This is a genomic window from Streptomyces sp. NPDC003035, from assembly GCF_042888285.1.
Taxonomy (GTDB): domain Bacteria; phylum Actinomycetota; class Actinomycetes; order Streptomycetales; family Streptomycetaceae; genus Streptomyces.
On sequence record NZ_JBIAPJ010000003.1, the window covers coordinates 264,370 to 291,311 of the forward strand.

Below are 26,942 nucleotides of genomic sequence, written 5' to 3' on the forward strand. Positions count from 1 at the left end.
CCGGCCCCATCCCTCCCTCCTCCAGGGCACCATGGGCCCCGCCATGTATCCGCACGTACGACCTGGGGGGTAACGCGTATGCGAAAGATGACGGCGACCATCGGCGCCGCGGCCGTTCTGGCCGGCCTTGTCACGGCGGCCGGACCGTCCACGGCGAGCGAGGCCGCGAGGGGCGAGGCCACGGGGAGCGAGGCCGCGGGCTGCAGACCGGCGCTCAGTGTGCTGCGGGCGCTGCCCGGCGCCGAGGTCGCCTGGCCGAAGGAGGGCGTGCGCGCCCTGGGCCGGGGCGCCGTGTCCGTGGGCTCCTCGCGGGGGAAGGCGGTGTACTGGATCGGGCCCACGGTGCACCGGGTGCCCGTGCCCGACAGCCGGGCGGAGAGCGAGCTGCTCGGTGTGAACGCGAGCGGGCTGATGACGGGCTGGTACCGGCCCTACGGAACGACCACACAGGTGGGCTTCACCTACCGGGCGGGCGACGCCACCGTCACCGAGTTGCCCGACGGCCCGCGGTGGAGCGTGGAGCTGGACGTCAACGACTCGGGTCGCGTGGTCGCGGGCGGGTACGGCCACCGGACGATCCAGGTCTACGCCGACGGCGTGGTGGAGCGGACGCTCACGATTCCCGAGGAGCTGGGCCCGGAGGCGTACGTCTACACCGTCGGAGGCATCAACGCCCGCGGCGATGTCGTCGCGACCGTGCAGAAGGTGGAGCCGGACACCGGTGGCCGCGTGGAGTTCTCCTACCCGGTGCTGTGGCCGGGGGACGGGGGCCCGGCACGGATCCTCCCGCAGGCGGCGGGTGGCGGCGACACCAGCTGGGTGGCGGGCATCGCGGCGGACGGGACGATCGTCGGCAGCGACTGGTACGGGCCCGGCTACGCGTGGACGCCGTGGGTGTGGACCACGCCGTACGGCACGGCGGGTACGTCGCCGGGTCGCTTGAGCACCCACCCGTACGCGAGCCTCGACGGCGTCAGCCCCACCACCGGCGTGGCGGTCGGCACGGCTCGTTTCCACCCGGAGGAGGCCGCCAGCGGTGCCGACCAGGCCGTGCTGTGGCCCGGCTCGGGCCCCGTGCTGGCTCTGCCCAGGCTGGCGGACGGGATGGCGAGCGAGGCCGTCGCCGTGTCCGACGACGACCGGGCAGCGGGCAGCGCGGTGAACGCGTCCGGCCAGGCGCGAGCCGTGATCTGGAAGTGCGCCACGCGTCAGGCGTACGCGCCGAACCCGAGCTGACCGATCTGGGGCAGGTCAGACCCCGCCCGGGACGCCCGGGACGCCCCGGCCGGCCATCGCCGGCCGGGGACAGCTCGCCTCCCTCACCCGGAGCCTTCGGAACCGACACGCCATCCCGACCGCCCCGGGCAGGCGGAGGCGTCCAAAGGCCCCCGCGCCCGCGGCGGGATCATCGGCTGTCGGGTGCCGGGGCGGGCGGCGGGCCCCAGGGCGTTTCCAGGACTGTTCGCAGGGCTGCGACCGCCTCCTGGCCGATCCGCGCGGCGAGTTGCTCCTCCAGCCGTTCGAGGACGAGGACCGCCTGGCGGTGTGTGCGTTCGCCTTCCTCCGTGCGCCGGATCAGCCGGCGGCGCGCGGAGGCCGGGTCGGGGGTCTGTTCGAGCAGGCCGGCGGCGATCAGCCCGTGCACGGCCTGATGCGCGGTCTGCCGCGTGACGCCCATGCGCCGGGCCAGCTCGGACACCGTCGTCCCTCCGTCGTCCAGTACGGCGAAGAGCTGCGCCTGCGTCGGACTCACCGGCATGGCACCGGCCGTCTCGAGAGCCGCCAGCAGCCCTTCCTCGAACCAGCGTCGAGCGTCCCCCAGGAGCTGGGGCAGGTGGCGGCGGTTCGCCTGCATGGGTTCCTCACGAGGGGCCGGTTCGTCTCCCGCACTTGATGAAGGACACTCTCTCATGTCAGGCTGCCTGACATCCGCATGGAGGTCGATCCGAGGAGCAGCCATGACCTTCGAGTACGCCACCCGCTACCGGCGGGCCTCACACATCCCCCCTGAGCCGGGAAAGCCGTACTTCATCGAGAAGGGCGAGGGCGACCGGGCCCACCTCTTCGGCGACCTGATCACCATCTACGCCGGCGGCGAGCAGACCGAGAACACCTTCAACTTCTTCACGGTCGAGGGTCCCAAGGGCGACCTCATCCCGGCCCACCTGCACACCGACACCCACGAGGTCTTCTACGTCACCCAGGGCGCGGTCCGGCTGTTCGTCGAGGACACCGAGGGCGACCAGCAGGAGAAGCTGCTCACCCCCGGCGACTTCGGCTTCGTGCCCAAGAACTGCCGGCACGCCTACCGCATGGAGCGCCACCACAGCCAGGTCGTCGGCGTAGCCGCAGGACCGGGAGGCACCTTCGAGCGGTTCTTCGAGAACCTGGGCGCGCCCACGGAGCAACTGGGCCTGCCGCACCAGCCGGTCGTGCCGGAGCCCGGCAGATTCGCGACCGTACCCGAGCGGTTCGACGTACGCTTCCTGCCCGACCACCAGTGGCGGACCCGATGACGGCCACCGGCCCCTCCCTCCAGGAGCTCATCACCGCGCCCCACCCCGACGTCGCTCCCCTGCCGTCGGCCTCCACGCCGTACGACACCGGCGTACGCGAACTGCGCGGCGTGCCCTACGCCCCCGTCGAGGGCAGCCGTCCGCTCGAACTCGACCTGTGGCTGCCCCCGGCCGGACGGCCCGGCCCCTTCCCCCTGGTGCTGTTCGTGCACGGCGGCGCCTGGCGACGGGGCAGGCGCGACGACATGGGGATGCGTACGCGCCACTGGGCACCCGGGCCGTTCGCCCGTCTCGCGGCCGCGGGAACGGCCGTCGCCTGCGTCGACTACCGGCTCAGCGGGGAGGCCGCCTTCCCCGCCCCGTTGGACGATCTGCGGGCCGCGGTGCGCTGGCTCACGCTGCGCTCCGCCGAACTCGCCATCGACACCGGTCGCACCGTGGTGTGGGGAGAGTCCGCGGGCGGGCACCTCGCCTCGCTCCTCGCCCTGACCCACGGCGAACCGCGGCTGATCGGTGCGGTGATCTGGTACGCGCCGAGCGACCTCACCGTCGCACGGGGCGGCTTCAGCCCCGATGACGCCACCACCCCCGAGGCGCTCCTGCTCGGCGCGGCCCCGGCCGCCGCTCCGGAGCGCGCCCGCGCCGCGAGCCCTCTGCTCCGGGTCCACCCGGGGGCGCCACCGTTCCTGCTGGTCCACGGCGACGCGGACACGATGGTGGAGCACTCGCACAGCGCGTCCCTCGCCGCGGCGCTGGAGAGGGCCGGGGCCCCGGTCGAACTGTGGAGCGTGCCGGGCGCCGACCACGGCTGGCACGGGGCGGCGGACCTTCAGGTGGGCGAGGTGTTCACCCGTTCCCTCGCCTTCGCCCGCCGCCTCCAGAGCTGACGGGAGCTCCGGAGCGCGCGCCGTGGTGCCGTTCAGTCCTGCGTGGGCAGGCGGTCGAGACCGTCGAGTTGTTCACGCTGGGCCGGTGACAGGTGGAGTCCGGCCGCGACGACGTTCTCCTCGAGGTGGGCGATCCGGCCGGTGCCGGGGATCGGGAGGATGACGGGAGAGCGGGCGAGGAGCCAGGCGAGCGAGACCTGGGCGGGGGTGGCGTCGAGTTCGGTCGCCACGGCGGCGACGTCGGCCGCGACGCCGGCCGCGACGCCGGACGTCGCACCGGCGACCGGCCGCCACGGCAGGAACGCGATCCCCGCCGCCTCGCAGGCGGCGAGCACCGGCTCGTGTTCACGGTCGACAAGGCTGTACCGGTTCTGCACGCTCGCGATGTCGACGGTCTTCCGTGCCTCGTCGAGTTCGGTGACCGTGACCTCGGACAACCCGATCTGTCCGACCTTGCCCTCGGTCCGCAACTCCCGCAGCGCGCCGAGCTGGTCGGCCAGGGGGACGGCGGGGTCGATGCGGTGCAGTTGGAGCAGCTCGATCCGATCGACACGCAGCCGGCGCAGAGCGTGGTCGACCTGCGCGCGCAGCCCGTCCGGAGAGGCGTCGTGCCGCCAGCCGGCCGCGGAGGCCGATCGTGCGATGCCGACCTTGGTGGTGACGATCAGCCCGTCCGGGTAAGGGTGCAGGGCCTCGGCCAGGAGCTCCTCGTTGGCTCCCCAGCCGTACATATGGGCGGTGTCGATCAGCGTGACACCCAGTTCGACGGCGCGCCGGGCGACCGCGAGGGAGGCGTCACGGTCGGAGCCGGGTCCCGTCGGGAGACGCATGGCACCGAATCCGAGCCGCCGCACGTCCAGCTCCCCACCGATACGGAACATGGTCGATCTCATCGTCCGCCGCCTCCCCCAACGTCGCTCGAAGATGCAACGCTAGCAGCGCGGTTGACATCGCCCGGGGGCGGCCCGATCGGCAGGACCTAGGTCAGGTCGTAAGCCTTCCGCCCGTTACGCCGCCGTGGCGCCTCGCCTAGCGTCCTCGCCATGGAAACGACGGACGATACGACGGGCGATACGACAGGCATTCTCGACGAGGCGCTCCAGCGACTGCACGACTCAGGGCCCGAGCGGCTCGGGCGGCTCACCAATCACGCGCCGATGGCCGTCGAGGCGCTCGCCGCTCATGGACAGGCGCGTTCGGTGCACCGCTGGCTCGATACGTACGCGCACAAGCTCGAGGAGTTCCCGTCCGCTGCCGAGCCGGTCACGGCCGCGAACTGGCCTTCCGCGCTCGGTGATCCGCGCCGTGCCGCCGACTGGATCGGCTACTTCGAGCGCGAGATCGCCGAACGTCCCTGGCGTGAGGTTCTCGCGCAGTGGTGGCCACGTCTTCTGCCCGGCATGTACGGCGGGTCCACGCACCCGGTGATCCGGGTGGGCCACGCCGTACGCACTCTTCTGGCGGGCGAGAGCACCGAACCCCGTCTGGCCGAACTCGCCCACGGCCTCGGCTACTGGGCCGCCCGTCACCGCCTCGTCGCGGACCTCGTTCCGCTGCCGGGTGCCGACAGCGCGGCCGCCGCCCTCGACGCGGTACCGCCCGTCGTCGAACGGGACGGCGGCTTCCCCGCCCGGCTCGGTCGCGTGACGGGCCTGCCGGTGTGGGCGGCCACGACCACGGTGACGGAGCCCGAGGAGGCGTACCACCGCCTCACCGAACTGGTGCGGGCGGCCACCCACCGATATGCCACGCACGGCCACGGCGAGGAGACGATGCTGGTCCACGCGGCCACGGCTCCCAACGCGGTCCTGCGCACCCTGCCCGCGCTCCCCCACGTCCTGTGGGTACCGAGTCTGCGGGCCGCCTGGACGGCTTCCGCGGCGGTGACCGCGATGTACGCACCCGGCACCCCGGTCACCTACGCCCCGCCGGGCGCGGTCACCCCCGAGGAGGTTTTCGAGCGGGCCCTGGCGCACGGCGACGAACACGTCATCAAGCTGACCGACACGGCCCTCGACATCGGCGACGAACCGGCCCTGGCGGCGGCTCTGCGCTCCATCGAGCTGAGCGAACCGTTGACGTCGTGGACGTGATCGCCCTGCGGGAGCTCCGGGAACGGTGGGCGTCCTACCGGCGGCTGCGTACGAGCAGGTAGAGGAAGTACGGCGTGCCGACCACCGCGGTCATGAGACCGGCGCCCAACTGGGCCGGCGCGATGACGGTACGGCCCACCAGGTCGGCCGTGCAGACGAGCGCCGCTCCGAGGAGCACCGCGACCGGTACCACGCGCGCGTGCTGTCGGCCCACGAGGGCCCGCGCCGCGTGCGGGGCGACGAGGCCCACGAAGCCGATGGTGCCGGCGGCGGCGACGGCGGTGGCGCTGAGCAGGACGCTCAGGGCGAGGAAGCCGAGGCGCCCGCGTCCGAGGTCGAGACCGAGGAGTCGCGGGGTGTCCTCGTCGAGGGAGACGAGGTCGAGTTCGGTGCGCCGCGCGACCGCGACGGCCACGCCCACGGCCAGTGCGACGGCGAGGGGCAGCACGTCGGGCAGGGTCCGGCCGTAGGTGGAGCCCGACAGCCAGGTGAGGGCCTTGGTGGCGTTGAACGGGTCGGTGAGGATGATGAGCAGGCTGACCAGGGCGGCTGCCCCGGTGTGGATCGCGAATCCGACGAGAACGAGCCTGGTCTGCTGGAATCCGCCGCGCGCGGCGAGCCCGAAGAGGAGGACGGAGGCGAGCGCCGCGCCCGCGAACGCGGCGCCGGCCACGCCCCACGCCCCGGCCAGAGGCACCGTCGTCACCAGGAGCACGGCGCCGAGCGCGGCGCCGCCGGAGACGCCCATGATGCCGGGCTCCGCGAGCGGGTTACGGGTCACGGCCTGGACGAGCGTCCCGGCCAGGGCGAGTGCGGCCCCCGCGAGCAGCGCGGCGAGGACGCGCGGCACCCGGGTGTCGAGGACGAAGGTGACGGTCTGTCCGGCCCTGTCCAGCGCCCAGTTGGTCACGTCGCCCAGGAGCAGCTTGGCGTCGCCGAGCAGGACGGCGGCGATGGTCACGCCGACGAGGACGACGACCAGGGCCGCCGTGGTGGTGAGGAAGACGGCCCGGCTCCTGATGCGCAACCGGTCGGCGGCGACGCCGGCGGTGTCCCGCAGCCGTGTGGCCATGACGATGACGAAGACGGCGCCGACGAGGCTGGTGACGACCCCGGTCGGCACGGCGACCGCCGTGTCCGCCGGCACGAGGGTGCGCAGCAGCACGTCGGAGCCGAGCACCAGGGCGGCGCCGACGAGACCCGCGACCGGGATGCCGACGCGGGTCCGGGTGAACCCACGGAAGCGCCGGGCCAGGACGCGGGCGAGCGCCGGGGCGCACAGGCCGACGAAGCCGACCGGGCCGGCCAGGGTGACGGCGGCCGTGGAGAGGAGTGCGGCGAGCACGACCGCCGTGAGGCGGGTGGTGCGGACGGGGACGCCGAGGCCCCGTGCGGCGTCGTCGCCGAGGGCCAGGGCGTCGACCCGGCGGGCGAGCAGCAGGAGACCGGCGAGGCCGACGACGCCCATGGGTGCCATCTGCAGCACTCCGTCGAACCCGTTCTGGGAGATGCTGCCCTGGTTCCAGTGGTAGACCCCCTCCGTCTGCTGGGGGAACAGCAGGAGAAGGCCCTCGGTCACGGCGGTGAGGCCGAGCGTCAGAGCACTGCCGGCGAGCACGAGGCGGACGGTTCCGGTGCCGAGACCGGACAGCCCGAGCACGACGGCCGCCGCCGTGAGGCCGCCGGCGAACGCGATGCCGGAGGAGGCGAGCAGCGGGAGCGAGACGCCGGTGGCGGCCGCCACCCCGAGGGCGAAGTACGAACCGGCGTTGACGGCGAGGGTGTCGGGCGCGGCGAGGACGTTGCGGCTCACCGCCTGCAGGGCGGCTCCCGCCATGCCGAGCACGACGCCGACGAGCAGGCCCGCCGCCATCCTCGGCAGTCGCGAGGCGATGACGACGGACGCGTCGGCGGGGTCGGCGCGACCGATGAGGGCCTTCCAGACCTCGGACGCGCCCACGGCGGCGGTGCCCTGGGTGATGTCGACGAGCGCGAGGCCCGCGACGAGGAGGAGCAGTGCGGCCGTCACCGCGGCCGCGCCCGTCCGGGACGTGACCGTCGACGGACGGGTGGCGGGAGTTGTCGCGGTGACGGCCATGGTCCTACTTCTTCGTCAGCGCGGCGACGACGGAGTCGATGTACGTGTTCATCGACTCAGGACCGCCGAACATCCAGATGCCGTCGGGCAGTCGGTGGACGTCGCCCTTCTTCACGAACGGCAGCGACGTCCACACCTTGTCCTTGGCCAGCACGCCGGTGAAGGGGGTGCTGTTCTCGTCGCCGTCGTTGCCGATGTAGGCGAAGTGCGCGTCGCCGATCTTGGTGAGGCCCTCGACATCGGTCGCGCCGAGGCCGTAGGCCGGGTCGCCCTTGACCGTCCAGGCGTTCTTCAGGCCGAGCTTCTCGTTGACCCCGCCGATGAGCGAACCGCTCGTGAAGGGACGGATCGATACCTGGTTGGAGACGATGTAACCGTCGGCGAAGGCGTACGGTGCCCCGGCCAGACCGGCGCCTTCCAGGGCCTTCTTGCCCTCGGCCAGCTTGGTCTCGAACCGCTTCTTCAGCTTGTCGGCCTGCTCCGTGGTGCCGGTGGCCTTGGCGATGAGGTCGAGGTTCTTCGTCATCTGGCCGACGGGGTCGGCCGCGTCGGCGGCCTTGACGGCCAGGACCGGGGCGACGCCGCGCAGCTGCTTGACGGCGGCCGGCGGCAGGTCGGTGGTGGCGACGATCAGGTCGGGCTTGAGCGCGGCGATCGTGTCCATGCTGGGCTCGCCGCGGGTACCGATGTCCTTGGGGGCGTTCTTCAGCGGGACGGCGGTGTTCCAGGTCTTGTAGCCCTTGACGTCGGCGACGCCGGCCGGGTCGACGCCCAGCGAGATCAGGCTCTCGACGATGTTCCACTCGGTGCCGACGACCGTCTTGGCGGGCCCGTCGAGCTGGACCTTCTGCCCGGAGGCGTCGGTGAGGGTGATGCGCTCGGCGGTCTTGTCCGCCTTCGCGTCGGATGCGGGCTCGGTGGTGCCGCACGCGGTCAGGGTGAGGGCCGCCGTGGTGAGGACCGCGGCGGTGAGGAGGTGTCGTCTCATCGGGCTGTGCTGAGCCTTTCGCTTCGCGTGTGGTGCCGGCCTATCGCTCGGGTGCGGAGCCGTCCGGTCAGGGGGTCGGTGTCGACGTCGACACGGATGCCGTACGTCTGGGTGAGGCGCTCGGCCGTGAGGACGTCCTCGGGGTGGCCCTCGGCGACGACGCGTCCGGCGTGGAGCAGGACGATCCGGTCGGCGACGGCCGCGGCCTGGTCGAGGTCGTGGAGGACGGCGCCGACGGAGATGCCGTGGTCGTCGGCCAGGTCGCGCATGAGGTCGAGCAGTTCGACCTGGTAGCGCAGGTCGAGGTAGGTGGTCGGCTCGTCGAGCAGGAGGACGCCCGTCTCCTGGGCGAGGCAGCCGGCGAGCCAGACGCGTTGGAGCTGTCCGCCCGAGAGGTGCTCGACGCCCCGGTCGGCGAGTTCCGCCACGCCGGTCAGGGCGAGCGCGCGATCCACCGCGGCCCGGCCGCCCGCATCGGCCCTGCCCCAGCGGCCGCGGTACGGATAGCGGCCGAACTCGACCACGTCCCGCACCGTCAGCCCGCTGGGCGTCGGGCGACCTTGCGTCAGCAGGGCCACCCGCCGGGAGAAGTCACGCGGGCTCAGGGCGAGACCGTCGGTGTCACCATCGATGACCAGCGCGGCGGTCCGGGGCTGCTGGAGACGGGCGATCGTGCGCAGCAGCGTGGACTTCCCGCTGCCGTTCGGCCCGACCAGGACGGTCACTTCACCGGCCCGCAGGGTCATGGAGGCGTCGTGGACGACGTCGACGCCGTCGTACGCCACGGTGACACCCGTGGCCGAAAGTTCATGACCACGTGGGCGGACGTCCGCGGGGGTCTCTTCAGCAACTCGCACGCCACGGAGGTTAGCCTAACCTAAGCAGTTGGCGAAATAAGGTCTCACCAGTCGAGCGCAAGACGAAAACCAGCCTTGTCCTGGACCCGCCTGGGGTGGCACAGGCCACGCCATGGTCAAGCCGTGTGGGCGTGAGGCGCCCAGCGGGCGCTCTCTCGCCATGCTGGGTCCGCGGGCGCGGACCCAGCACAGGCGGGGTCAGCCGACGAAGGCCTTGACCTGGCCGTAGACGGTGGCGTCGGCGTGCAGGTCGCTGTGGCCCAGGCAGGCGGTCCGGGTGTTCGTGGCGCCGCTGAGGGCGACGCTGCTGTCCGGGTTGATGATGCTGTCGCACGGCGACCACCAGGTGGCGTACCGCGACGCGCCGGGAGTCTCGTCGCCGGAGTTGAGCTCGTTCAGGAAACTGGATCCGGGGCGCATCTCCGTACAGGAGGCACCGCCGCACCAGTACGCGGTATCGGTGCCATGGTTGGGGCCGCCGAGCGAGACCCAGGCGTCGACCTTGGCCGCGCCGCCGAGGTTCTTGGTGTAGTACCGAGACGACAGTCCACCCATCGAGTGGGTGACGACGTCCACCTTGGTGGCGCCGGTCGCGGCCAGGACCCGGTCGATCTCCTGGGCGAGCTGGGAGGCCGTCGTCGCGTTGGACTGGCTGGTGTTGTAGCTCCACTGGACGAGGTGGCTCGCGGGGCGGCCGTCGGCCCTGAAGCGGCCGGCCATGGTGTTCCAGGTGGAGCCGCTGGAGTTCCAGCCGTGCACGAAGACGATCGGGTCGGGCCCGGCCGCGGCGGTCCGGGCGCCGGCCGACGGGGCCTGGAGGGTGAGGCCGGCGAACGTGGCGGCGGCGAGGGCGCCGAGCGCGGCGCGGCGTGAGAGGCGCATGTCGATACTCCTTGGTGGCGTGGGTCCGAGCCGAGCAGGCGGCATCCGTGCCGGCTCGCCCCAGGACCGGAGGAAGGAAGGCGAGTCCGGTACCGCGGATGGGGCACAGGGGGCCGCGGTACGGGAGTTCCGTGCGAGCGGAACCGGTCGCTCAGGAAGCCCCGCGGTACCGCGCTTCCTTGCCGATCGAGCGGTACGTGCGGTCGGTCCGCGTCTCGATCAACTGCTGCACGACGTCCCGGTTACGGCTGGTCTCGCGCGCGATGGGGCTCCCCGCCGACGGGAGCATCGCCGGCAGTAGAGTTCGGGGATGAACAGACGGGCCCCGACGTTGGAGGATGTGGCGCGGGAGGCGGGGGTGTCCCGCGCGACGGTGTCGCGGGTCGTCAACGGCGTGCGCAACGTCGATCCCGACATCCAGGACCTGGTCCGTCACGCGATCGAGCGCACCGGTTACACGCCCAACCGCGCGGCGAGGTCCCTGGTCACCCGACGAGCCGACACCGTGGCCCTCATTCTCTCCGGGGCCGGAGACGCCTTCGCGGCCCGGGTCTTCGCCGACCCGTTCTTCGGGCGCGTGGTGAGCGGCGTCCTGGGGTACCTCCGGGCCCGCGCGATGCACCCGGTGCTGCTGTTCGCCGAGTCGGAGGCGGCCAGGAAGCAGGTGGTCGACTACGTGCGGCAGGGCGGCGCCGACGGGGCGCTGGTGGTGTCGATCCCGGCCGCCGACCCCCTGCCGGAGATGCTCCTCTCCGCTCGGATACCCACGGTCCTGTTCGCCCGTCCCGGCCGGACGACACCGATCAGCTACGTCGACCTGGACCACTACGCCGGGGGCGGGCTGGCCGGCGCTCATCTTCTGGCCCGCGGTTGCCGGCACATCGCGGCGATCAGCGCCCCACCGGAGCTCCCGGCCGGTCAGGACCGTCTCGCGGGGTTCCGCGACGCTCTGGCCCGCGCCGGCCGGCACCACCCCCCGGTCGTCGAGGGCGCCTTCACCCTCGACAGCGGCGCGGCGGCGATGACCAGGCTGCTGCGGGAGCATCCGGAGGTGGACGGGGTGTTCGCGGCCAACGACCTGATGGCGCAAGGGGCTTGTCAGGTCCTTCGCGAGCGGGGCAAGAGGGTGCCGGAGGACGTCGCGGTCATCGGCTTCGACGACTCGACCATCGCGGTGACGTGCCGACCACCTCTGACGACGGTGCGCCAACCCGTGGAGGACATGGCCGCGACCATGACCAGGCTCCTGAACGAGCAGGTCCAGGGTGCGCGGACCGAACCCAGGACCGTGATCTTCGAACCGGAACTGGTCGTACGGGAGTCCGCATGAGCCGGCCGGCGGGCAGGCCGCCGATCACGCCTGTCCGCCGGCACATGAGCCGCTCCCCCTGTCCCTGCCGACGGGATCAGGCATGGGCCTGTCGGTGGGCGCGGATGATGTCCGCGTACCGGCGGCCGCTCGCCTTGATGGTGCGTTCCTGCGTCGCGTAGTCGACGTGGACGAGCCCGAAACGCTTGTCGTAGCCGTAGGCCCATTCGAAGTTGTCGAGGAGCGACCAGGCGTAGTAACCGGCGAGCGGGGCGCCCTTGCGCACCGCACGGGCGCAGGCGCTCAGGTGCTGCTCCAGGTAATGGGCCCGTTCGGGGTCATGGACGGTTCCGTCGGGACGGACGAGGTCGGGGAACGCGGAGCCGTTCTCGGTGACGTACAGCCGTCGTACGCCGTAGTCGTCGGTCAGCCGCATCAGGAACGCCTCCAGGCCGTCGGCGTCGATCTGCCAGTCCATGCCGGTGCGTGGTACGTCGGTCAGGCGGATCTCCCGGGCGTACGGGACGGGGCCCTGCGGGTCGTCCGCGACGGTCACCGGGAAGTAGTAGTTGAGGCCGTGCCAGTCCAGCGGGACGGCCATCGTCTCCAGGTCGCCGGGGCGCTCCGGGAGTTCGACGCCGTAGAGCTCGCGCATGTCGGCGGGGAAGCCCCGGCCGTGGACGGGGTCGAGCCACCAGCGGTTGGTGTGGCCGTCCATGCGGGTGGCCGCCGCGATGTCCTCCGGCCGGGGGGAGGCCGCCTCGACGGTGGAGTGGTTGGTGACGAGCCCGACCCGGGCGTCCGGCGCCGCCGCGCGGATCGCTTGCGTGGCCAGTCCATGGCCGAGGAGGAGATGGTACGAGGCGTGCACGGCGGCGGTCAGGTCGGTGAGGCCGGGAGCCATCCGGCCCTCGAGGTGGCCGATCCACCCGGAGCAGAGCGGCTCGTTGAGGGTGGCCCACTGGGTGACCCGGTCGCCGAGCCGTCCGGCGACGACGGAGGCGTAGGCGGCGAGGTGTTCGGCCGTGTCGCGGACCGTCCAGCCGCCGCGGTCCTGGAGGGCCTGGGGCAGGTCCCAGTGGTAGAGGGTGATGTTGGGAGTGATGCCGGCGTCGAGGAGGCCGTCGACGAGCCGGTCGTAGAAGTCGAGACCGGCCGGGTTGACCGGGCCGTCGCCGGCGGGGAGCACACGGGGCCAGGCGATGGACATGCGGTAGGCATCCGTGCCGAGCCGCCGCATGAGCGTGATGTCCTCGGGCCACCGGTGGTAGTGGTCGCAGGCCTCGTCGCCGTGGTCGTCGTGGTCGATCTTTCCCGGGGTGTGGGAGAAGGTGTCCCAGATCGACGGGGCCCGGCCGTCCTCGGTGACGGCGCCCTCGATCTGGTAGGCGGAGGTGGCCGTGCCCCAGACGAAGTCGGGCGGGAAAGCGGCGAGGTCTATCGCATCGGACACAGAGGGCCTCTCTGGGGTGAGGGGAGGAGTGGGGTGAGGGAAGGGGGACGCGGCCCGCTACTTGACGGCGCCGGCGGTCAGCCCGGCGACGAGGTAGCGCTGGAGGAGCAGGAATCCGGCGACGACCGGGAGGCTCACGACCAGGGAGGCGGCCATGATCTGGTTCCAGTACACGTCGTTCTGGGTGGAGTAGCCCTGGAGGCCGACGGCGAGGGTCCGGGTGGTGTCGTTGGTCATCACGGAGGCGAACAGGACCTCGCCCCAGGCGGTCATGAAGGCGTACACCGCGACGGCCACGATGCCCGGGATCGCGGCGGGCACGACGACCCGGAAGAGCGCGCCGAGCGGCCCGCAGCCGTCCACCTTGGCCGCCTCGTCCAGGTCGCGGGGCACCGAGTCGAAGTAGCCGATGAGCATCCAGATGGAGAACGGCAGGGAGAAGGTGAGATACGTGAGGATCAGCCCGCCCCGCGAGCCGAACAGGGCGATGCCGGTGGCGTTGCCGATGTTGACGTAGATGAGGAACAGCGGCAGCAGGAACAGGATGCCGGGGAACATCTGGGTCGAGAGCACGGTGACCGTGAAGACCCGCTTGCCGCGGAAGGAGTAGCGGCTGACCGCGTAGGCCGCGAAGACGGCGATGGTGACGGAGCAGACGGTCGCCGCCCCTGCCACGATCAGGGAGTTCATGAAGTAGTCGGCCAGCGGAACGGTTTTCCAGATGTCGACGTAAGGGCGGACGGTGAGGCCCGAGGGGATCCACTGGAACTTTCCGGACACGTCCTCCAGCGGCTTGAGCGAGCTGGAGACCATGACGTACACCGGCAGCAGCACGAAGCCGGTGAGGAGCGTCAGGAAGATCCGCCGGCTCCACAGGAAGGACCGCGGGGCGGCCATCGGGGAGCGGGCCGGCCGCCGGGACGGGCTAGGCATCGGTGGCCTTCCTTCCTCGGGAGGTGAGCAGGAGGTAGGCGCCTGTCACCACGAGCAGGAACAGGAGCAGGAGGACCGACATGGCGGAGCCCGCGCCGAAGTTCCAGGTCTGGAACGAGGACTGGTAGATGTGCAGGGAGATGAGGTCCGCCGCCTCCGGTGCCGCCTTGCCGAAGAGGACGAACGGCGTGTTGAAGTCGTTGAACGTCCACAGGAAGAGGACCAGGACGAGGACCTGGTTGACCGGGCACAGCGAGGGCAGCGTGATCCGGCGGACCTGCTGCCAGACGCCGGCGCCGTCGAGCGCGGCGGCCTCGTAGATCTCCCGGGGGATGTTCTGGAGCCCGGCCATCATGATGAGGAAGGCGAAGGGCCAGCCCTTCCACACCGACACCACGAGGAGCGTGACGAAGCTGTTCTCGCCGATCAGCCAGAACGGCGGGCTGTCGGTGAGCCCGAGCTGGTCGTGCAGCACATGGTTCACCAGGCCGTTGTCCCGCTGGAACATGAACGCCCAGGTGATGACGGCGGCGTAGACGGGCAGCGCGTACGGGACGAGGAAGACCGTGCGCAGGAAGCCCCGGCCGCGGAAGCTCTCCTGCATGAAGATCGCGGCGGCGGTGCCGAGCAGCCAGCACAACCCGACCGAGAACAGGGTGAACAGGCACTTGGTGAGGAAGGACCGCAGCAGCGCCTCGCCCACAGGGGCGTTGACGTCGACCGCGAGGGAGTAGTTGTCGAGCCCGGCCCAGGGCGCGGTGCCCCAGTCGCGGACGTAGAACTGGGTGAGCTCCTTGAAGCTGACGACGATGCCGATCACCATCGGCACCAGGTGGACCAGGAGTTCCAGGATCAGGGCGGGAAGCAGCAGGAGGTACGGCAGGCCGACGCGGCGCAGCCGCCCGGAGCGGCGCGGGCGCGGCGCCGCTCCGGGAGAGTTCTTCCGTGCCGTCCGCTCGCCCGTGCCGGGGGCAGCGGTGAGGGTCATCGAGGTGTCCGTGATCACTTCTTCGGCATCTGCTGCTGGGCCTTTTCGAGCTTGGCCCGCACCGACTCGGTGGTGACCGGACGGCCGGCGGCCGCCTCGGCGAAGAGTTCCTTGACCGCGGTGCCGACGACGGTCTCGAACTGGGACTCCTCGGGGACCTGCGGGAGCGCGGCGGCACTGGTGGTCAGGGTCTCGCGCAGGACGGCGATCGCGGGGGTGTTGAAGGCCGGGTCCTGTTGGGCGGTCTTGACCGGCGGGATGGATCCGTAGGCCTTGTTGAGGATGATCTGCTCTTCGTCGCTGGTCATGAACTTGACGAACTTCTTGGCGCCGTCGATGTTCTTGGTGTTCTTGAAGACGGCCATGTTGATGCCGGCGACCATGGAGTTGGTGGCGGCGCCCGGGCCGGGCTTGCCGGACTGCACCGGGGCGGGTGCCACTCCCCACTCGTCCTCGTTCATGCCGTGGGAGGCGAAGGTGGCCGACGCGGTCTGCCACAGGACCATCGCGGTCTTGTCCTTGGCGAAGTCGCTCAGGGACTGGTTCTGCGCGTACTCGGCGTTGCCCGGCGCGATGATCTTGTCCTTGGCCATCAGGTCGACGTACTGCTTGACGGCGGCCACGGCGCCGTCGGAGGTGAAGTCGGCCTTGCCGTCGGGGGTGAAGAAGTCCGCGTTGTGCTGCTTGGCGAGGACGAACACCTGGTGGATGTTGCTGGAGAGGTTGGACCCCTCGGCGCCGAGCCCCCACGCACCGTTCTTGGAGAGCTTCTTGCCGGTCTCCGCCAGCTCCGCCCATGTGATGGGCGGCTTCTGTATGCCGGCGTCGGCGAACATCTTCTTGTTGTAGTAGAGCGCGTAGGCCATGGAGTACAGCGGTACGGCGGCGGGCTCCCGGCCCTGGACACCGGTGGAGCCGAGGGCGGAATCCACGAAGCGGTCCTTGCCGCCGATCGCCGCGAAGTTCTTCGCGTCCCAGGGGAGCAGGGCGCCGCTGGACTGCAGGGAGGCGCTCCAGGTGTTGCCGATGTTGAGGACGTCGGGTCCCTGGCCGGAGGTGGTCGCGGTGAGGATCCGGTTGAGCAGGTCGGACCAGGGCACGACCTCCAGCTTCACCTTGATGCCGGTCTCCTTCTCGAACTTGTCGAGTTCGGGCTGGAGGACCTTCTTGTCGACCTCGAGGTTGGCGCCCTGGTTCGTGGCCCAGTACGTGAGTGTCCTCGGCTGCTCGTTGGAGCCCTCCGAGCCGGACGAGCCGCCGCCGCAGGCGGCCGCGGTGAGAACGAGCGAGAGGGTGACGGCGCCGACGGCTGCGGCTCTGATTCTGCGCATGACTCCAGGGGCCTTCCGGGGAGGTGGACGGAGTTCGCCTGCGGGGAGGGGCGACGGCAGAAGCGTCCCGCGTTCAGGTCCTGAAACCCTCCGCCGCTTAATTTACGGTGTGAGTTAAACCTCAAGCGAAGGTCGCGTCAAGGCCTCCGTCACCTGTAAGTTGCAGGGAGGACAACGGAGATGAGGGGGCAGAGTGAAGGTGCGCAGCGGCCGTACTGTGCGTGACCTGCGGCGGGAGAACCGCACCGCGGTACTGCAACGGTTGTATTTCGACGGGCCTTTGAGCCGCTTCTCGCTCGGCCCGGTCACCGGCCTGAGCTCGGGCTCGGTGAGCAACGTGGTGGCCGAACTGGTCGCCGAGGGCCTGGTCGAGGAGGCCGGCAGCGTGGACTCGGCCGGCGGCCGCCCCCGAACGCTCCTGCGCATCAGCGCGCACAGCGGCTACATGATCGGGGTGGACATCGGTGAAACGCGCGTGCGGATCGAGCTCTTCGACCTGGCTCTCACCGAACTCGCCCGGATCGAGAGGCCGTTGACGACGGAAGGCCCGCGGCGCGTCGACCGTTACGACGTCGGCGTCGTCGTGGGCCATCTGCGCGAGGCCATCCCCGAGGTCCTGAGCCAGGCCGGGATCCCGGCGGAGCGGCTGCTGGGCGTCGGCGTCGGAGTGCCGGGCATCGTCGCCAGGACCCCCGAGGACGGCGCCGTGGTGCACGGCCAGACCATCGGCTGGGACGCGGTCCCGCTGGAACGGCTCCTGCGCGAGTCGCGGCTCCTGCCCGAGACCGTGCCGTACTACATCGACAACGGCGCCAAGACACTCGGTCAGGCGGAGATGTGGTTCGGCGCCGGGCGCGGCGCACAGAACGCCGTGGTGGTCCTCTTCGGTTCCGGGGTGGGCGCCTGCCTGGTCACCGACGACATGCGCTCCGGCCGGGCCGTGGAGTGGGGCCATCTGACGGTACGGGTCCGGGGGCGCCGCTGCCGCTGCGGCGCCCAGGGCTGCCTGGAGGCGTACGCAGGCGCCGAGGCCCTCCTGGAACGCTGGTCCGAGGCGGGTGGGCGGGCCCCCGCCGGCGCGGACGAGGAGACCGCGCTGACCGCGATGCTCGCCGCCGCCTACCCCGCCCCGGTCGCCGACGGAACGACGCCGCCGGCCGACGCGACCGCCCTGGCCGTGCTGGAGGAGACCGCCGAGTACCTTGGTGCCGGTTTCTCTGACCTGATCAACCTGTTCCAGCCCGAACGCATCCTGGTCGGCGGCTGGGCGGGCCTCCAGCTCGGCCGGCGCTTCCTCGACGCCGTCCGGACCCACGCCACCTCGTACTCCCTGGCGTACCCGGCCGCGCACGTGGAGATCGACCTGGGCACCCTCGGGCCGGACGCCGTCACGGTCGGAGCCGCGATCCTGCCGCTCGCCGACTTCTTCGCCCGCGGCGGCCGCCGCGCCGAGGCGGATCCGGAGGAGCAGAGCCCCGCCTGGCAGACGACTCTGCGGGAACGGGCGGCGCAGTGAGAAGCCTCAGCCGGTGACCGCCCGGCGCTCGACCGACACCGTCCCTTCCCAGCGCGGGTCCCCCGCCGACCGCCCCACCATGAGCCGGTACGGCCCCGGCTCCGTGGACCAGGCGCGCTCCTCCTCCGACCAGTGGCGCAGGGCACGGGCAGGCACCTCCACCTCGGCGGTCACCGCCCGGCCCGCCTCCGCCCCGACCGCCGCCCAGCCGGCGAACCAGCGTACGGGCCGCTCCACGGCCGACCCCGGCCGGGCGGCGTAGACCTGAACGACCTCCCGCCCGGCGCGAACCCCCGTGTTGCGGAGCCGTACCCGAACGGTGAACGCCTCACCCGCCGCGATCTTCGTCGGCGCGTCGACGGTCTCGTACTCCCAGGTGGTGTAACCGAGCCCGTGGCCGAACCAGAAGGCCGGTGCACGGCCGCCCCGCAGCCACGCCCGGTGGCCGATGTGCAGGCCCTCGGCATAGTCGAGACGGCCCCCCACGGGTCGCGTACGCGTCACGGGTGCGTCCGTGAGGGACGCACCCCAGGTCGTGGGGAGCCGGCCGCCGGGCTCCGCCAGGCCGAACAGGACGTCGGCGAGCCCCGCACCGGCCTCCTGCCCCGGGAACCAGGCGAGCAGCAGCGCGCCCACCTCCTCCCTCCACGGCATCTCGACCGGGCCGCCGCTGTTGACGACCACGACCGTGCGCGGGTTGACGGAGGCCACCGCCCGCACGAGGTCGTCCTGGCACCCGCCGAGGGACAGGCCGCTCCGGTCGTACCCCTCGGTCTCCTCGTGCTCGGTGGTACCGACGACCACGATCGCGACGTCCGCCGCCCGGGCCACTTCCACCGCCGCCGCCGACGCGCCCGCCGCATCGGGCTCCGGCGGCGCCGCGGTGACGACGGTGGCACGTCCGCCGCCGGGGACCAGCTCGCGCCGCGCCACCACGTGCACCGGCCGCTTCGAGGCCAGTGCCGCCCGGGCCGTGTGCACGGGCGGATTCACGTGGACGACCGCCGGGTCGTCCGTCTCGCGGGGGAACACGCCGTCCAGGATCGTGAGTCCGTCGAGGGTGAGCGTCATCCGGCCGAAGCCTCCGACCCCGAACGTCCACGTTCCTGTCCGCCGCGGCCGCAGCAGCGCGCTGATCTCCACCGTGCGCGCCCCCGCGGGCAGGGCCGGCTCCAACTGACGGCCCGAGAGGCGCCGCTCCGCGTACAGTTCGCGCCCCGACTCGTCCAGAACGCGCAGCAGCACCCCGGGGGCACCCGACCTCGGGTCGCTGCACCGGTCGATGTCGAGCGGGGTCGCAGCGGACCCCGGTGGCGGTCCGGGAACATGCACCACCCGGGCGTGGCCGCGCAGCCGGGCCCGGATCCCGGCCAGCGGGGTCACCACGTCGGAGGGGAAGACACCCGCACTGCCGCCGCCCTGCGTGCGGGGTGACGCGGCGTGCGCGCCGATGACCGCGACGGTGGAGAGCTCCGTCGGATCGAGCGGAAGCACCCCTCGGTTGGTCAGCAGGACGGCGCCGGCCGCTGCCGCCCGGCGCAGCAGCGCACGGGTCTCGTGCGAGCCCCGCACCGACACGCGGCGGCGCGGTGCGAAGGCGCCCACACGATCGGCGAGCCGGAACAACCGCCGTACCTTCTCGTCGACGGCCTCCTCGGGCACCCGTCCGCCCTTCACCGCCCGCACCAGCGAGGCGCCCCAAGGACTCCGCGGACCCGGCATCGCCAGATCGAGTGCGGCGCGGGCCGGCTCCTCGGTCGACCGCAGAGCGGCCCAGTCGGACACGACGACTCCGTCGAACCTCCACTCCTCCTTGAGGGGCTCGTCGAGGAGGGGGTGAGACGTCATCGGCCTGCCGTTGACGGCGTTGTAGCCCGCCATGACGAGCCATACCCCCGCCTCGACGGCCGCCTCGAAGGGCGCGAGGTAGACCTCCCGGAGGGTGCGTTCGGACACCCGTACGTCGACGGTCAGCCGGTCGGTCTCGGAGTCGTTGGCGACGTAGTGCTTGGCCGTGGCCCCCACGCCGTGGGCCTGGATGCCCCGGATGAGCGCGGCGCCGGTGCGGCCCGTCAGTTCGGGATCCTCCGAGAAGCATTCGAAGTGCCGGCCCCCCAGCGGGGTCCGGTGGAGGTTGAGCGTCGGGGCCAGCACCACGTCGACGCCCTTGCGGACGGCCTCCGCGGCCAGCAGGCCGCCGAGTTCCTCCACCAGTCCCTCGTCCCACAGGGCTCCCAGGGCCGAGGCGGACGGGAGGAGGGCGGAGGGACGTCGCTCGTCCCACGCCTCACCCCGGACACCGGCCGGCCCGTCCGACATCACCATCTCCCGCAGCCCGATGTCGGCCTCCCCCGCCGTGCGCCACGTCGTCGCGCCGGTGAGCAGACGTACCTTCTGCTCAAGGGTCAGCTTGCCGATGTGCCGGTCGAGCGTCCGGTCGTCCATGTCCCGCCCCTCTCTCACGGTTGCTCGGTCAGGGCAGTCGGTAGTCCGCGTTCAGGACCGCGCCCCGCTCCGGGTGGTACAGGTCGTATCCGCGCGCGTCACACTGGAAGCCGCCCACGATGCAGTGGTCGACCAGCGCCTTGAGGGTGCGCTCCTCCCACGCGTTGAAGAAGTCGTAGTGGAAGGAGTAGCCGCGGCCGCCGGCCAGTCGGACCCGGCTCATGTCGCCGTTGACCGGGAAGGCCATCTTGAACTCGATCATCGGCACGGCGACCGGGTGCGAGGCCGGGCACATGTTGTCGTTGGTGCCGGGCTTGACGACCGGGTAGGCCATGTGGCTCTTGTGGTCGGGGGTGTCGAGGTACGTGCCGTCCCAGCAACTGGGGGCCTGGAACCGGAGGTTGAGCTGCACGTCGGGCCGGCTCGGGCAGCTCGCCGGGAAGTCGACGTTGAAGAAGCTGTCACCGCATTCCCAGCCTTCGACGAAGCCGCGGTGACGGCGGAACTCGTCGGCGCTCTGCATCGGATCACCCACGACGTACCGCAGCCCCTTGGGGAACGGCTGCACGCTGGTGTAGTCGGTGACCCCTGCCTTGTAGTAGATGACCTGCGGGCCCACCGGGAGGATCTTCGTGTCCCCGTTGTACAGGGACGGCATCCAGTACGCGGACGCGTCGGCGGGCGCCTTGCAGGTGGTCCTGCCTCCGTAGAGGCTTCCGGTCGTGCTGCCGGCGTGCGTCGTCGTGTTGCCCATGAAGGTGTGGTCGTGGGACTTGCCCGGCTGTCCCGGGTACACGATCGGGTCGTCCGGCGCCGTGTGCGTGACGGCGCAGTTGGCCTGGAACTCCTTGTGGTAGCGCGGCGGCGGAGTCTGCGTGGACGGTGTGACGCCGGTGACTTGTGGGACGGCCGGTATATAGCCGTCCCCGTCGGGGTCGTCGCCGGACGCCTGGGTCGACACGGCCATCGTGTGCCCGGCGTGGCTGCCGGCCTGGGCGGAACTTCCCGGATCGGCGGCGGTGGCGACGGTGCCGATGCCGAGGACGGATGCGACGAGAGCGCTGCCGAGAAGGAGCGCGGGGAGTCGTTTCGAACGCCATCTCATGGAGGGCCTCCAACCCGTGGGGTGAGGAGTGGTGACCCGGCAGGGGGCTGAGCGCCACCCCGTGCCGGGGGCGTGGCGTGCGGGGTGCGTCAGCTGTAGACGCCGAACTCGTGGAGCGAGTAGCCCCAGCCCGTCCCGCGGGCCGTCAGATGGAGACGGACGTGGCGCGCGGTCGCCGCGACGTCGATGGTGTCGATGTCGCCGTTGCCGGTGGTCGTGGTGTGAAGCGTGCGCCAGGTGTTTCCGTCGTCGGAGGCCTGGACCTCGTAGGACCTGGCGTAGGCCGGGTCCCAGACGAGTTGGAGCTTGCGGATGGCGGTGGGGGCGCCGAGGTCGACGCGGATCCACTGCGGGTCGCTCCAGTCGCTGGCCCAGCGGGTGTCGGCCCTGCCGTCCGTCGCCTTGGCGGGCTCGCAGGGGCAGTCGCCGTAGGACGCCTGGAAGGAGGAGGCCGTGGTCGGCTTGTTCAGCGCCAGGTTGGTGCCGGTGACCGGCGGGGCGACGACCTTGACCGACTTCGTCTCGATGCCGGCGTTCCCGCGTCCGTCCTCGGCCTGGACGTACACCTTCCAGACGCCCAGCTTCTCGGGCGCGGTGACGGCGAAGGTACCGTTGCCGGTGGAGCGCCACCGGGCCTCGACGAGCCGCTTGTCGCCGTTGGCGTAGTTGCCGCTGAGGAAGATCTTGTACGTGATCGGGTCGCCGTCCGGATCACGTACGTCGGCACGCACGCTGAACTCGCCGCCCGCAGGGGCTGAGGAGGCGGGGCTGACGGCCATGTTCGTGATGACCGGCGGTGTGTTGTCGCCGCTGGTCGATCCGGTGTAGGCCTTCTTGACGGAGTAGTACGACAGGCGCTTGAGGCCGTCGGGCACGAGGTTGAACCAGACACCACCGAAGTCGTGCTCGATGCCGTAGTGGAACAGGGTGGCGCCGAGCGCGACGCCCTGGTGGCCGGTGACGCAGCCCCACGCCTTGCTGTAGCCGTCGGCCTTCTGCACGTCGGTGGGCTCGTCGGGGACGCCGTTGGCGTCGTCGGGGACCTCCCACTCACCGGCGGGGCCGCCCTCGGTGATGATGTAGGGCTTGGTGTAGCCGCCCTGCTGCCAGTCCTCCTGGACGCCGCAGATGTCGCCGTAGGAGTTCATGGAGTACAGGTCGAGGTCCGGGGCGTTGCGCTGGTAGTAGGGCCAGGCGCCGGTCCAGGCGTCGGTCGAGGTGACGGGGTGGTCCGGGTCGATCGTGTGGATCTTCTTGGCGACGTCGTTCACGAAGGCGGTGTAGGCGTTGCGCTGGACCTCCAACTCGCTTCCGCCGTAGCAGTTCTGGAGGCCGAGCACCGATTCGTTGCCGACGTTCCACATCAGCGTGGCGGGGTGCGACTTGTAGGTCTCCACCCACGTCGCGAACTCGGTCAGCATGGTGTTCTTGTACGCCGAGTCGGTCACGTAGTTCACGCAGCCGCCGCTGCCCGGGCCGCCGCCGGGCTGCAGCCAGAAGCCGTTGATCACGCGGATGCCGTGGGCCGCCGCCGAGTCCAGCAGCGGCTTGGTGCCGCCGTCGGTACCCCAGGTGCGGATCGTGTTGACGCCCATGGACTTCACGTCCGGCATGTACCGGGGTGCGTCGGCGATGGCCGGGCCCCAGGTCAGCCCCTTGACGGTGTAGGGCTGTCCACCGACGGTGAGCCGCCAGTTCCCCTGGGAGCCGGCCACCCGGACCGGGCCTCCCGTGGGCGGCGGCGTGGTGCCGTCCGTGTTCCCGTAGACCTGGAACTCCCAGAGGGAGTAGCCGTAGCCTCCGGACCGTTCGGTTCCCAGCATCCGCACGTAGCGGCCGGAGCCGGACAGGGCGAGGTCGTCCGTGCCGCCGTCACCGCCGGTCACGGTCTTCAGCGTCCGCCAGTCCGTGCCGTTGTCGGACGCCTGGATCTGGTAGCTCCTGCCGTACGCGCCTTCCCACGTGAGGACGGTGCGGCTGAGGTTCGCGCGTTGGCCGAGATCGACCTGGAACCACTGCGGGTCGCTCCACCGGCTGGCCCAGCGGGTACCGGTGAGATCGCCGTCGACGGCCGCCGACGCGACGAACCCGTCACCCTCCTGGGACGAGGCGGTGGCCGGCCTTCCCTGCGACAGCAGGGCGTCGGCCGCCCGGGCGGGCGGGGCGGCGAGGGTGAGCGAGGACGCCACCAGCGCGCCGAGGGCGAGCAGGGGAAGGCCGGCGCGACGGCGGGCCGGGGCGGGTGATGAGGGAGGTCTGGTCACATCTGCTCCTGGCGGGTGTGGCCCCTCCGGGCCGCGTCGCGGGGATGGCAGGCCCGGAGGGGAGTCACTGCCGGCGCGCGCCGGATCATCCGGTCGGTCGGCGGAGGGAGTGTCAGGGGAAGGACACGAGGGTGGACGGCACGGTCGAGGTTCCGGCGGGGACCGTGGACGCTCCGGTGTCGTTGATGACGTGGTTGTAGTGGCCCATACCGCCGAGGGACACGACCAGCAGGCTGTGGAACTTCACCCCGGGTTTGACCGGGGCCTTGAAGCCGTGGTGCTGGCGGATGGTCGGGTCCACGTTGTAGTTGCAGTAGCTGCCCAGGCCCCACGCCTCGTGGGTGGTGACGGAGTCGTCGACCCGGTAGGCGGCGTAGCCCTGGGTGGCGCCGTTCTGGATGGCGGCCTGGTTGGGCGCGTCGTAGGCCTTCTCGTTCTGGTAGAAGATCGTGCGGCCGCGCTCGCCGTACCACTCGACGTCGTACTTGTTGAAGTGCTCGACGAACAGGCCGGTGGCGAGCACGTCGTCGCCGTTGACGCGGACGCCGTAGTCGGCGCGGTTGGTCTCCCAGCCCACGCCCTCGCCGTGGTCGGCTCGCCAGACCCACGTGTGGTCGATGATCGTGTCGTCGCTGTTCACGACCATGCTGGTGGTCGCCTTGCCCGCGCCCGCACCGCCGATGCGGATGTAGACGTCCTGCACGGTGGTGGGGTTGGCGGCGTGGTCGGCGGCGGCCCCCTGCGGCCCGATCTCAAGCAGCGTCGGGGAGTTGACCGTACCGGCGTCGATCAGGAAGCCGGCGAGCTTCACTCCGTCCACGTCGGCGACCTTCATCGCCGTCACCCCGTTGTCGGGGATGATCGTGGCCAGGCCGAGGCCGAGCACGATGGTGTTCGCCCGGTCGACGTTGATGGTCCGGTCCACGTGGTAGACGCCCGGGGTGAAGAGCAGGTGCAGCCCCTGGGCGAGCGCGGCGTTGATGGTGGCCGCCGTGGCGCCCGGCTTGACGACGTAGAACCGGCTCAGCGGGATCGACTCGCCCTGCGGGGTGCCGTTCGCCCAGGTGGTGCCGCGCGCGTCGGTGCGCTTGGCGGGGGCGAAGACCTTGTACTCGTTGCCGTCCAGGTAGAGGAACGGCTTCTCCCGGGAGATCGGGGTGGTGTTCAGGGTGGTGTAGCGGGGCTCGGGGAAGCTCGTGGCCGGGGCGCCCTCGACACCGGAGAAGACCTGGTTCCACACGGAGTTGGACCAGCCGCCGATCGAGCTGTCCCGGGTGTACCACTGCTGCTGCGAGTAGTTGCCGACCTGGCCGTCGATCTTGCTGTCGGCGATGTAGCCGCCACTGGCCCAACCGTAGCCGTTCGGCGCGAGGTTCAGGCCGCCCTTGACGTGCATCCGCCGGAAGGACGCCGCCTGGGAGACCGCCCACCGGTTGGTCCCACTCACGGGGTTCAGTGCCAGGTTCTCCGCGGCCCGCCAGAAGTTCTGCGTGGCGTTGCCGTTGAACCAGCCGGCGTCGACCGTCACGTCACCGTTGATGGTCGTGTCATCGGGCCGCAGCCCGAGACCCGCGATCTGGGTGTAGAAGCCGATCTGGGCGTTGAGGCCGTTGTACGTCCCCGGCTTGAAGAGGAACGCGTGCCGGCCGCTGCCGAACTGCGCGGACTCCTGCTGGCGGAACACCTCGTCCAGCTTGGCCTGGATACCGGGGGTGGACGGGTCGAAGACGTGCACGTGGGGACCGAGGTCCCCGCCGCCCGGCAGGGTCGGGCCGCCGTCGCCGCCCGTGGAGCCGTAGACCTTGAACTCCCAGAGCGAGTAACCGTATCCGGTGGCGCGGGCGGTGCCGAGCATCCGGACGTAGCGGGCCGTCCCGGAGACGTTCAGCGTCTCCGTGCCGCCGGCGCCCGTGGTGGTCGAGTGGACGGTCGACCAGTCGGTGCCGTTCGGGGACGTCTCGATGCGGTAGGCCTTGGCGTACGCGGCCTCCCAGCGCAGCTCGACCTGACTGATCGTGGCCGTCGCGCCGAGGTCGACGCGGATCCACTGCGGGTCGGAGGCGGCGCTGGACCACCGCGTGCCGTTGTCACCGTCCACCGCGGCCGTCGCCGGCGTGCCGTAGTGCTCCTGACTGGAGGCGGCGACCGGCTTGCCCTGGGAGAGCAGTACGGGCGCGGCCGCGGCCTTCTGGGCGGGAACGAAGGCGAGAAGCGTGGCCGCGAGAGCGGCGACCACCACGCCGACGACACCGCGGCGAACGGATCCGCGGGGTGTCGGTGGCGCGACGGACGGTATGTCAACTGTGGGCATGTGGGGGCTCCTTGGGAACGAGAACGACACACGGGAGAGCGCTCTCCGGAACCTTGCCCGTAGCGACACGGACGGTCAAGGGATCTGTCACTACTTATCTTTTGGCTTTCATTAAGCGGCAGTTGACGTCCGCCGAGGCGGTCCAGGAGGCTCACCGCACACGCCGCCCAGACCCCATACGCCGACGCTGCCCCCGCAGGTGCAGCGCATCAGGCCAGGGTCAGGTCGAGCGCTCTCCCGAGGACGCCTCGGGCCGTACCGCTCGCTCCTTCGTCCAACGGTGCCACCAGTGGTGGCGGCGCGGGTGGACGGCCCTGCCCAGCCGGCGGCCGAGCAGCAGATAGCCCAGCATCGCGCCGATGGTGTTGAGGATGACATCGTCGATGTCGAAGGCCCGTCCCGTGACCAGGGCGCCCTGTACCAGTTCGACCAGCAGCATGGTGAGGGCGGTGATGACCACCACGCGGAACAGTCCCCGTGCTCGCGGTGCCAGTACGGGGAGCAGCAGGCCGAACGGAATGCCCAGGACGATGTTTCCACCCAGCTGCTTGACGGTGTCCTGGAACGCCGGTTGGCCGAGGTAGGCGCTGATCGAGTCACCCGGTCGAAGATTGCTGTGCGTCAGAGCTTCCGACGCGACCGACGGTTCGAGGGTGAGGTGAGCGAGCACCACGCTGAAAGCGACCGTACCCGCGAAGGCGGCGAGCATGGCGAGCGCACGGAGGAGAGGGCGGGCCGGTGGCTTACCGGTGCCGTGGGGCGTTCCGTGGGCACTCGCGTCACTGCCGCCATGATCGTCATTGCGAGACGTGCGCCTCATCGTGACTCCCCCTCCGCTGCTGTTACGGCACTGGCCTTGCGGTTACCCGCAGTGAGAAACGGCATGCCGCCCGCGTCGCCCCGTCCCCGAGAGTTGACCCACCCGCTAATATTTGCCGGGTGACAAGCTACCGACCTGGGCAATGT

At 71.3% G+C, this 26,942-nt stretch carries 22 protein-coding genes; 6 read left to right on the forward strand and 16 right to left on the reverse strand.

Features of this window, described 5'->3' with window-relative positions; translation table 11 throughout:
• The first annotated feature begins 78 nt into the window (after positions 1–78).
• Positions 79–1,236, forward strand: coding sequence for a hypothetical protein (locus ACFYV5_RS10905; protein WP_389166948.1), 1,158 nt, complete (start codon positions 79–81; stop codon positions 1,234–1,236).
• A 169-nt stretch (positions 1,237–1,405) separates the two neighbouring features.
• On the opposite strand, the gene ACFYV5_RS10910 is transcribed toward ACFYV5_RS10905, so the two are convergent.
• Positions 1,406–1,855: a MarR family winged helix-turn-helix transcriptional regulator gene (locus ACFYV5_RS10910; RefSeq protein WP_355114264.1), complete on the reverse strand. Its 450-nt coding sequence runs from the start codon at positions 1,853–1,855 to the stop codon at positions 1,406–1,408.
• A 103-nt stretch (positions 1,856–1,958) separates the two neighbouring features.
• On the opposite strand from ACFYV5_RS10910, the gene ACFYV5_RS10915 reads away from it, so the two are divergent.
• Positions 1,959–2,516 (forward strand): quercetin 2,3-dioxygenase, encoded by a 558-nt coding sequence (locus ACFYV5_RS10915; protein WP_355114262.1) that lies wholly within the window; start codon positions 1,959–1,961, stop codon positions 2,514–2,516.
• Complete coding sequence (locus ACFYV5_RS10920; protein ID WP_389166952.1) at positions 2,513–3,403, forward strand: alpha/beta hydrolase fold domain-containing protein; 891 nt, start codon at positions 2,513–2,515, stop codon at positions 3,401–3,403. The genes ACFYV5_RS10915 and ACFYV5_RS10920 overlap by 4 nt, the downstream gene beginning before the upstream one ends.
• Positions 3,404–3,435: 32 nt before the next feature.
• Here ACFYV5_RS10920 and ACFYV5_RS10925 read toward each other — a convergent pair whose 3' ends face one another.
• Positions 3,436–4,296: an aldo/keto reductase gene (locus ACFYV5_RS10925; RefSeq protein ID WP_389166954.1), complete on the reverse strand. Its 861-nt coding sequence runs from the start codon at positions 4,294–4,296 to the stop codon at positions 3,436–3,438.
• Positions 4,297–4,446: 150 nt separating this feature from the next.
• Between ACFYV5_RS10925 and ACFYV5_RS10930 the strand changes: the two genes are divergently transcribed.
• Positions 4,447–5,496, forward strand: coding sequence for a questin oxidase family protein (locus tag ACFYV5_RS10930; RefSeq protein ID WP_389166957.1), 1,050 nt, complete (start codon positions 4,447–4,449; stop codon positions 5,494–5,496).
• Positions 5,497–5,530: 34 nt separating this feature from the next.
• Here ACFYV5_RS10930 and ACFYV5_RS10935 read toward each other — a convergent pair whose 3' ends face one another.
• From ACFYV5_RS10935 to ACFYV5_RS10955, 5 genes are all read right to left on the reverse strand, one after another.
• Positions 5,531–7,594 carry an iron ABC transporter permease gene (locus tag ACFYV5_RS10935; RefSeq protein WP_389166960.1) on the reverse strand — a complete coding sequence of 688 codons (2,064 nt, stop codon included), beginning with the start codon at positions 7,592–7,594 and terminating at the stop codon, positions 5,531–5,533.
• A gap of 4 nt (positions 7,595–7,598) precedes the next feature.
• Positions 7,599–8,582, reverse strand: coding sequence for an ABC transporter substrate-binding protein (locus ACFYV5_RS10940; RefSeq protein ID WP_389166963.1), 984 nt, complete (start codon positions 8,580–8,582; stop codon positions 7,599–7,601).
• Entirely contained in the window at positions 8,579–9,439 is an 861-nt protein-coding gene (locus tag ACFYV5_RS10945; protein ID WP_389166964.1) for an ABC transporter ATP-binding protein, read from the reverse strand. Before ACFYV5_RS10945 ends, ACFYV5_RS10940 begins: the two co-directional genes overlap by 4 nt.
• Before the next feature lie 198 nt (positions 9,440–9,637).
• Positions 9,638–10,321, reverse strand: a complete 684-nt coding sequence (locus ACFYV5_RS10950; protein WP_389166967.1) for an esterase/lipase family protein — start codon at positions 10,319–10,321, stop codon at positions 9,638–9,640.
• Between the two features lie 151 nt (positions 10,322–10,472).
• On the reverse strand, positions 10,473–10,610 hold the full coding sequence (locus ACFYV5_RS10955; RefSeq protein ID WP_355114251.1) for a hypothetical protein: 138 nt from the start codon (positions 10,608–10,610) through the stop codon (positions 10,473–10,475).
• A gap of 21 nt (positions 10,611–10,631) precedes the next feature.
• Between ACFYV5_RS10955 and ACFYV5_RS10960 the strand changes: the two genes are divergently transcribed.
• Positions 10,632–11,651, forward strand: a complete 1,020-nt coding sequence (locus tag ACFYV5_RS10960) for a LacI family DNA-binding transcriptional regulator (protein WP_389166971.1) — start codon at positions 10,632–10,634, stop codon at positions 11,649–11,651.
• Positions 11,652–11,727: 76 nt separating this feature from the next.
• Here the strand turns inward: ACFYV5_RS10960 and ACFYV5_RS10965 are convergent, their stop codons facing one another.
• Genes ACFYV5_RS10965 through ACFYV5_RS10980 form a run of 4 tightly spaced genes read right to left on the reverse strand, consistent with a single transcriptional unit; the run spans position 11,728 to position 16,335 of the window.
• Positions 11,728–13,083, reverse strand: a complete 1,356-nt coding sequence (locus ACFYV5_RS10965; RefSeq protein WP_389166974.1) for a GH1 family beta-glucosidase — start codon at positions 13,081–13,083, stop codon at positions 11,728–11,730.
• 57 nt (positions 13,084–13,140) lie between these two features.
• A complete protein-coding gene (locus ACFYV5_RS10970; RefSeq protein WP_389167826.1) occupies positions 13,141–13,980 on the reverse strand; it encodes a carbohydrate ABC transporter permease in 840 nt (279 codons plus the stop codon).
• 28 nt (positions 13,981–14,008) lie between these two features.
• The gene (locus ACFYV5_RS10975) at positions 14,009–15,004 is read right to left on the reverse strand and encodes a carbohydrate ABC transporter permease (RefSeq protein ID WP_389166976.1); all 996 of its coding nucleotides are present in this window, start codon (positions 15,002–15,004) and stop codon (positions 14,009–14,011) included.
• Positions 15,005–15,018: 14 nt separating this feature from the next.
• On the reverse strand, positions 15,019–16,335 hold the full coding sequence (locus ACFYV5_RS10980) for an ABC transporter substrate-binding protein (RefSeq protein WP_389166979.1): 1,317 nt from the start codon (positions 16,333–16,335) through the stop codon (positions 15,019–15,021).
• A 193-nt stretch (positions 16,336–16,528) separates the two neighbouring features.
• Here ACFYV5_RS10980 and ACFYV5_RS10985 point away from each other — a divergent pair, with 193 nt between their 5' ends.
• Entirely contained in the window at positions 16,529–17,851 is a 1,323-nt protein-coding gene (locus ACFYV5_RS10985; RefSeq protein ID WP_355114243.1) for an ROK family protein, read from the forward strand.
• 6 nt (positions 17,852–17,857) lie between these two features.
• Here ACFYV5_RS10985 and ACFYV5_RS10990 read toward each other — a convergent pair whose 3' ends face one another.
• The 5 genes from ACFYV5_RS10990 to ACFYV5_RS11010 form a co-directional block, all read right to left on the reverse strand.
• Positions 17,858–20,296 (reverse strand): glycoside hydrolase family 3 protein, encoded by a 2,439-nt coding sequence (locus ACFYV5_RS10990; protein ID WP_389166982.1) that lies wholly within the window; start codon positions 20,294–20,296, stop codon positions 17,858–17,860.
• A 28-nt stretch (positions 20,297–20,324) separates the two neighbouring features.
• Positions 20,325–21,401 carry a DUF1996 domain-containing protein gene (locus tag ACFYV5_RS10995; protein WP_389166985.1) on the reverse strand — a complete coding sequence of 359 codons (1,077 nt, stop codon included), beginning with the start codon at positions 21,399–21,401 and terminating at the stop codon, positions 20,325–20,327.
• Positions 21,402–21,490: 89 nt separating this feature from the next.
• Positions 21,491–23,665 (reverse strand): discoidin domain-containing protein, encoded by a 2,175-nt coding sequence (locus ACFYV5_RS11000; protein WP_389166988.1) that lies wholly within the window; start codon positions 23,663–23,665, stop codon positions 21,491–21,493.
• Positions 23,666–23,777: 112 nt separating this feature from the next.
• Complete coding sequence (locus tag ACFYV5_RS11005; RefSeq protein WP_389166990.1) at positions 23,778–25,976, reverse strand: discoidin domain-containing protein; 2,199 nt, start codon at positions 25,974–25,976, stop codon at positions 23,778–23,780.
• A 220-nt stretch (positions 25,977–26,196) separates the two neighbouring features.
• Positions 26,197–26,796, reverse strand: a complete 600-nt coding sequence (locus ACFYV5_RS11010; RefSeq protein WP_389166993.1) for a VanZ family protein — start codon at positions 26,794–26,796, stop codon at positions 26,197–26,199.
• Positions 26,797–26,942 lie beyond the last annotated feature (146 nt).

Excerpts from the sequence above, each read along its gene's own strand:
- ACFYV5_RS10930 (WP_389166957.1), top strand. The coding sequence starts at position 4,447 with ATGGAAACGACGGACGATACGACGGGCGATACGACAGGCATTCTCGAC.
- ACFYV5_RS10980 (WP_389166979.1), bottom strand. The coding sequence starts at position 16,335 with ATGCGCAGAATCAGAGCCGCAGCCGTCGGCGCCGTCACCCTCTCGCTC.
- ACFYV5_RS10960 (WP_389166971.1), top strand. The coding sequence starts at position 10,632 with ATGAACAGACGGGCCCCGACGTTGGAGGATGTGGCGCGGGAGGCGGGG.
- ACFYV5_RS10970 (WP_389167826.1), bottom strand. The coding sequence starts at position 13,980 with ATGGCCGCCCCGCGGTCCTTCCTGTGGAGCCGGCGGATCTTCCTGACG.
- ACFYV5_RS10915 (WP_355114262.1), top strand. The coding sequence starts at position 1,959 with ATGACCTTCGAGTACGCCACCCGCTACCGGCGGGCCTCACACATCCCC.
- ACFYV5_RS10920 (WP_389166952.1), top strand. The coding sequence starts at position 2,513 with ATGACGGCCACCGGCCCCTCCCTCCAGGAGCTCATCACCGCGCCCCAC.
- ACFYV5_RS10955 (WP_355114251.1), bottom strand. The coding sequence starts at position 10,610 with ATGCTCCCGTCGGCGGGGAGCCCCATCGCGCGCGAGACCAGCCGTAAC.
- ACFYV5_RS10990 (WP_389166982.1), bottom strand. The coding sequence starts at position 20,296 with ATGGACGACCGGACGCTCGACCGGCACATCGGCAAGCTGACCCTTGAG.
- ACFYV5_RS10950 (WP_389166967.1), bottom strand. The coding sequence starts at position 10,321 with ATGCGCCTCTCACGCCGCGCCGCGCTCGGCGCCCTCGCCGCCGCCACG.
- ACFYV5_RS10975 (WP_389166976.1), bottom strand. The coding sequence starts at position 15,004 with ATGACCCTCACCGCTGCCCCCGGCACGGGCGAGCGGACGGCACGGAAG.
- ACFYV5_RS10935 (WP_389166960.1), bottom strand. The coding sequence starts at position 7,594 with ATGGCCGTCACCGCGACAACTCCCGCCACCCGTCCGTCGACGGTCACG.
- ACFYV5_RS10940 (WP_389166963.1), bottom strand. The coding sequence starts at position 8,582 with ATGAGACGACACCTCCTCACCGCCGCGGTCCTCACCACGGCGGCCCTC.
- ACFYV5_RS10995 (WP_389166985.1), bottom strand. The coding sequence starts at position 21,401 with ATGAGATGGCGTTCGAAACGACTCCCCGCGCTCCTTCTCGGCAGCGCT.
- ACFYV5_RS10905 (WP_389166948.1), top strand. The coding sequence starts at position 79 with ATGCGAAAGATGACGGCGACCATCGGCGCCGCGGCCGTTCTGGCCGGC.
- ACFYV5_RS11005 (WP_389166990.1), bottom strand. The coding sequence starts at position 25,976 with ATGCCCACAGTTGACATACCGTCCGTCGCGCCACCGACACCCCGCGGA.
- ACFYV5_RS10910 (WP_355114264.1), bottom strand. The coding sequence starts at position 1,855 with ATGCAGGCGAACCGCCGCCACCTGCCCCAGCTCCTGGGGGACGCTCGA.
- ACFYV5_RS10925 (WP_389166954.1), bottom strand. The coding sequence starts at position 4,296 with ATGAGATCGACCATGTTCCGTATCGGTGGGGAGCTGGACGTGCGGCGG.
- ACFYV5_RS11010 (WP_389166993.1), bottom strand. The coding sequence starts at position 26,796 with ATGAGGCGCACGTCTCGCAATGACGATCATGGCGGCAGTGACGCGAGT.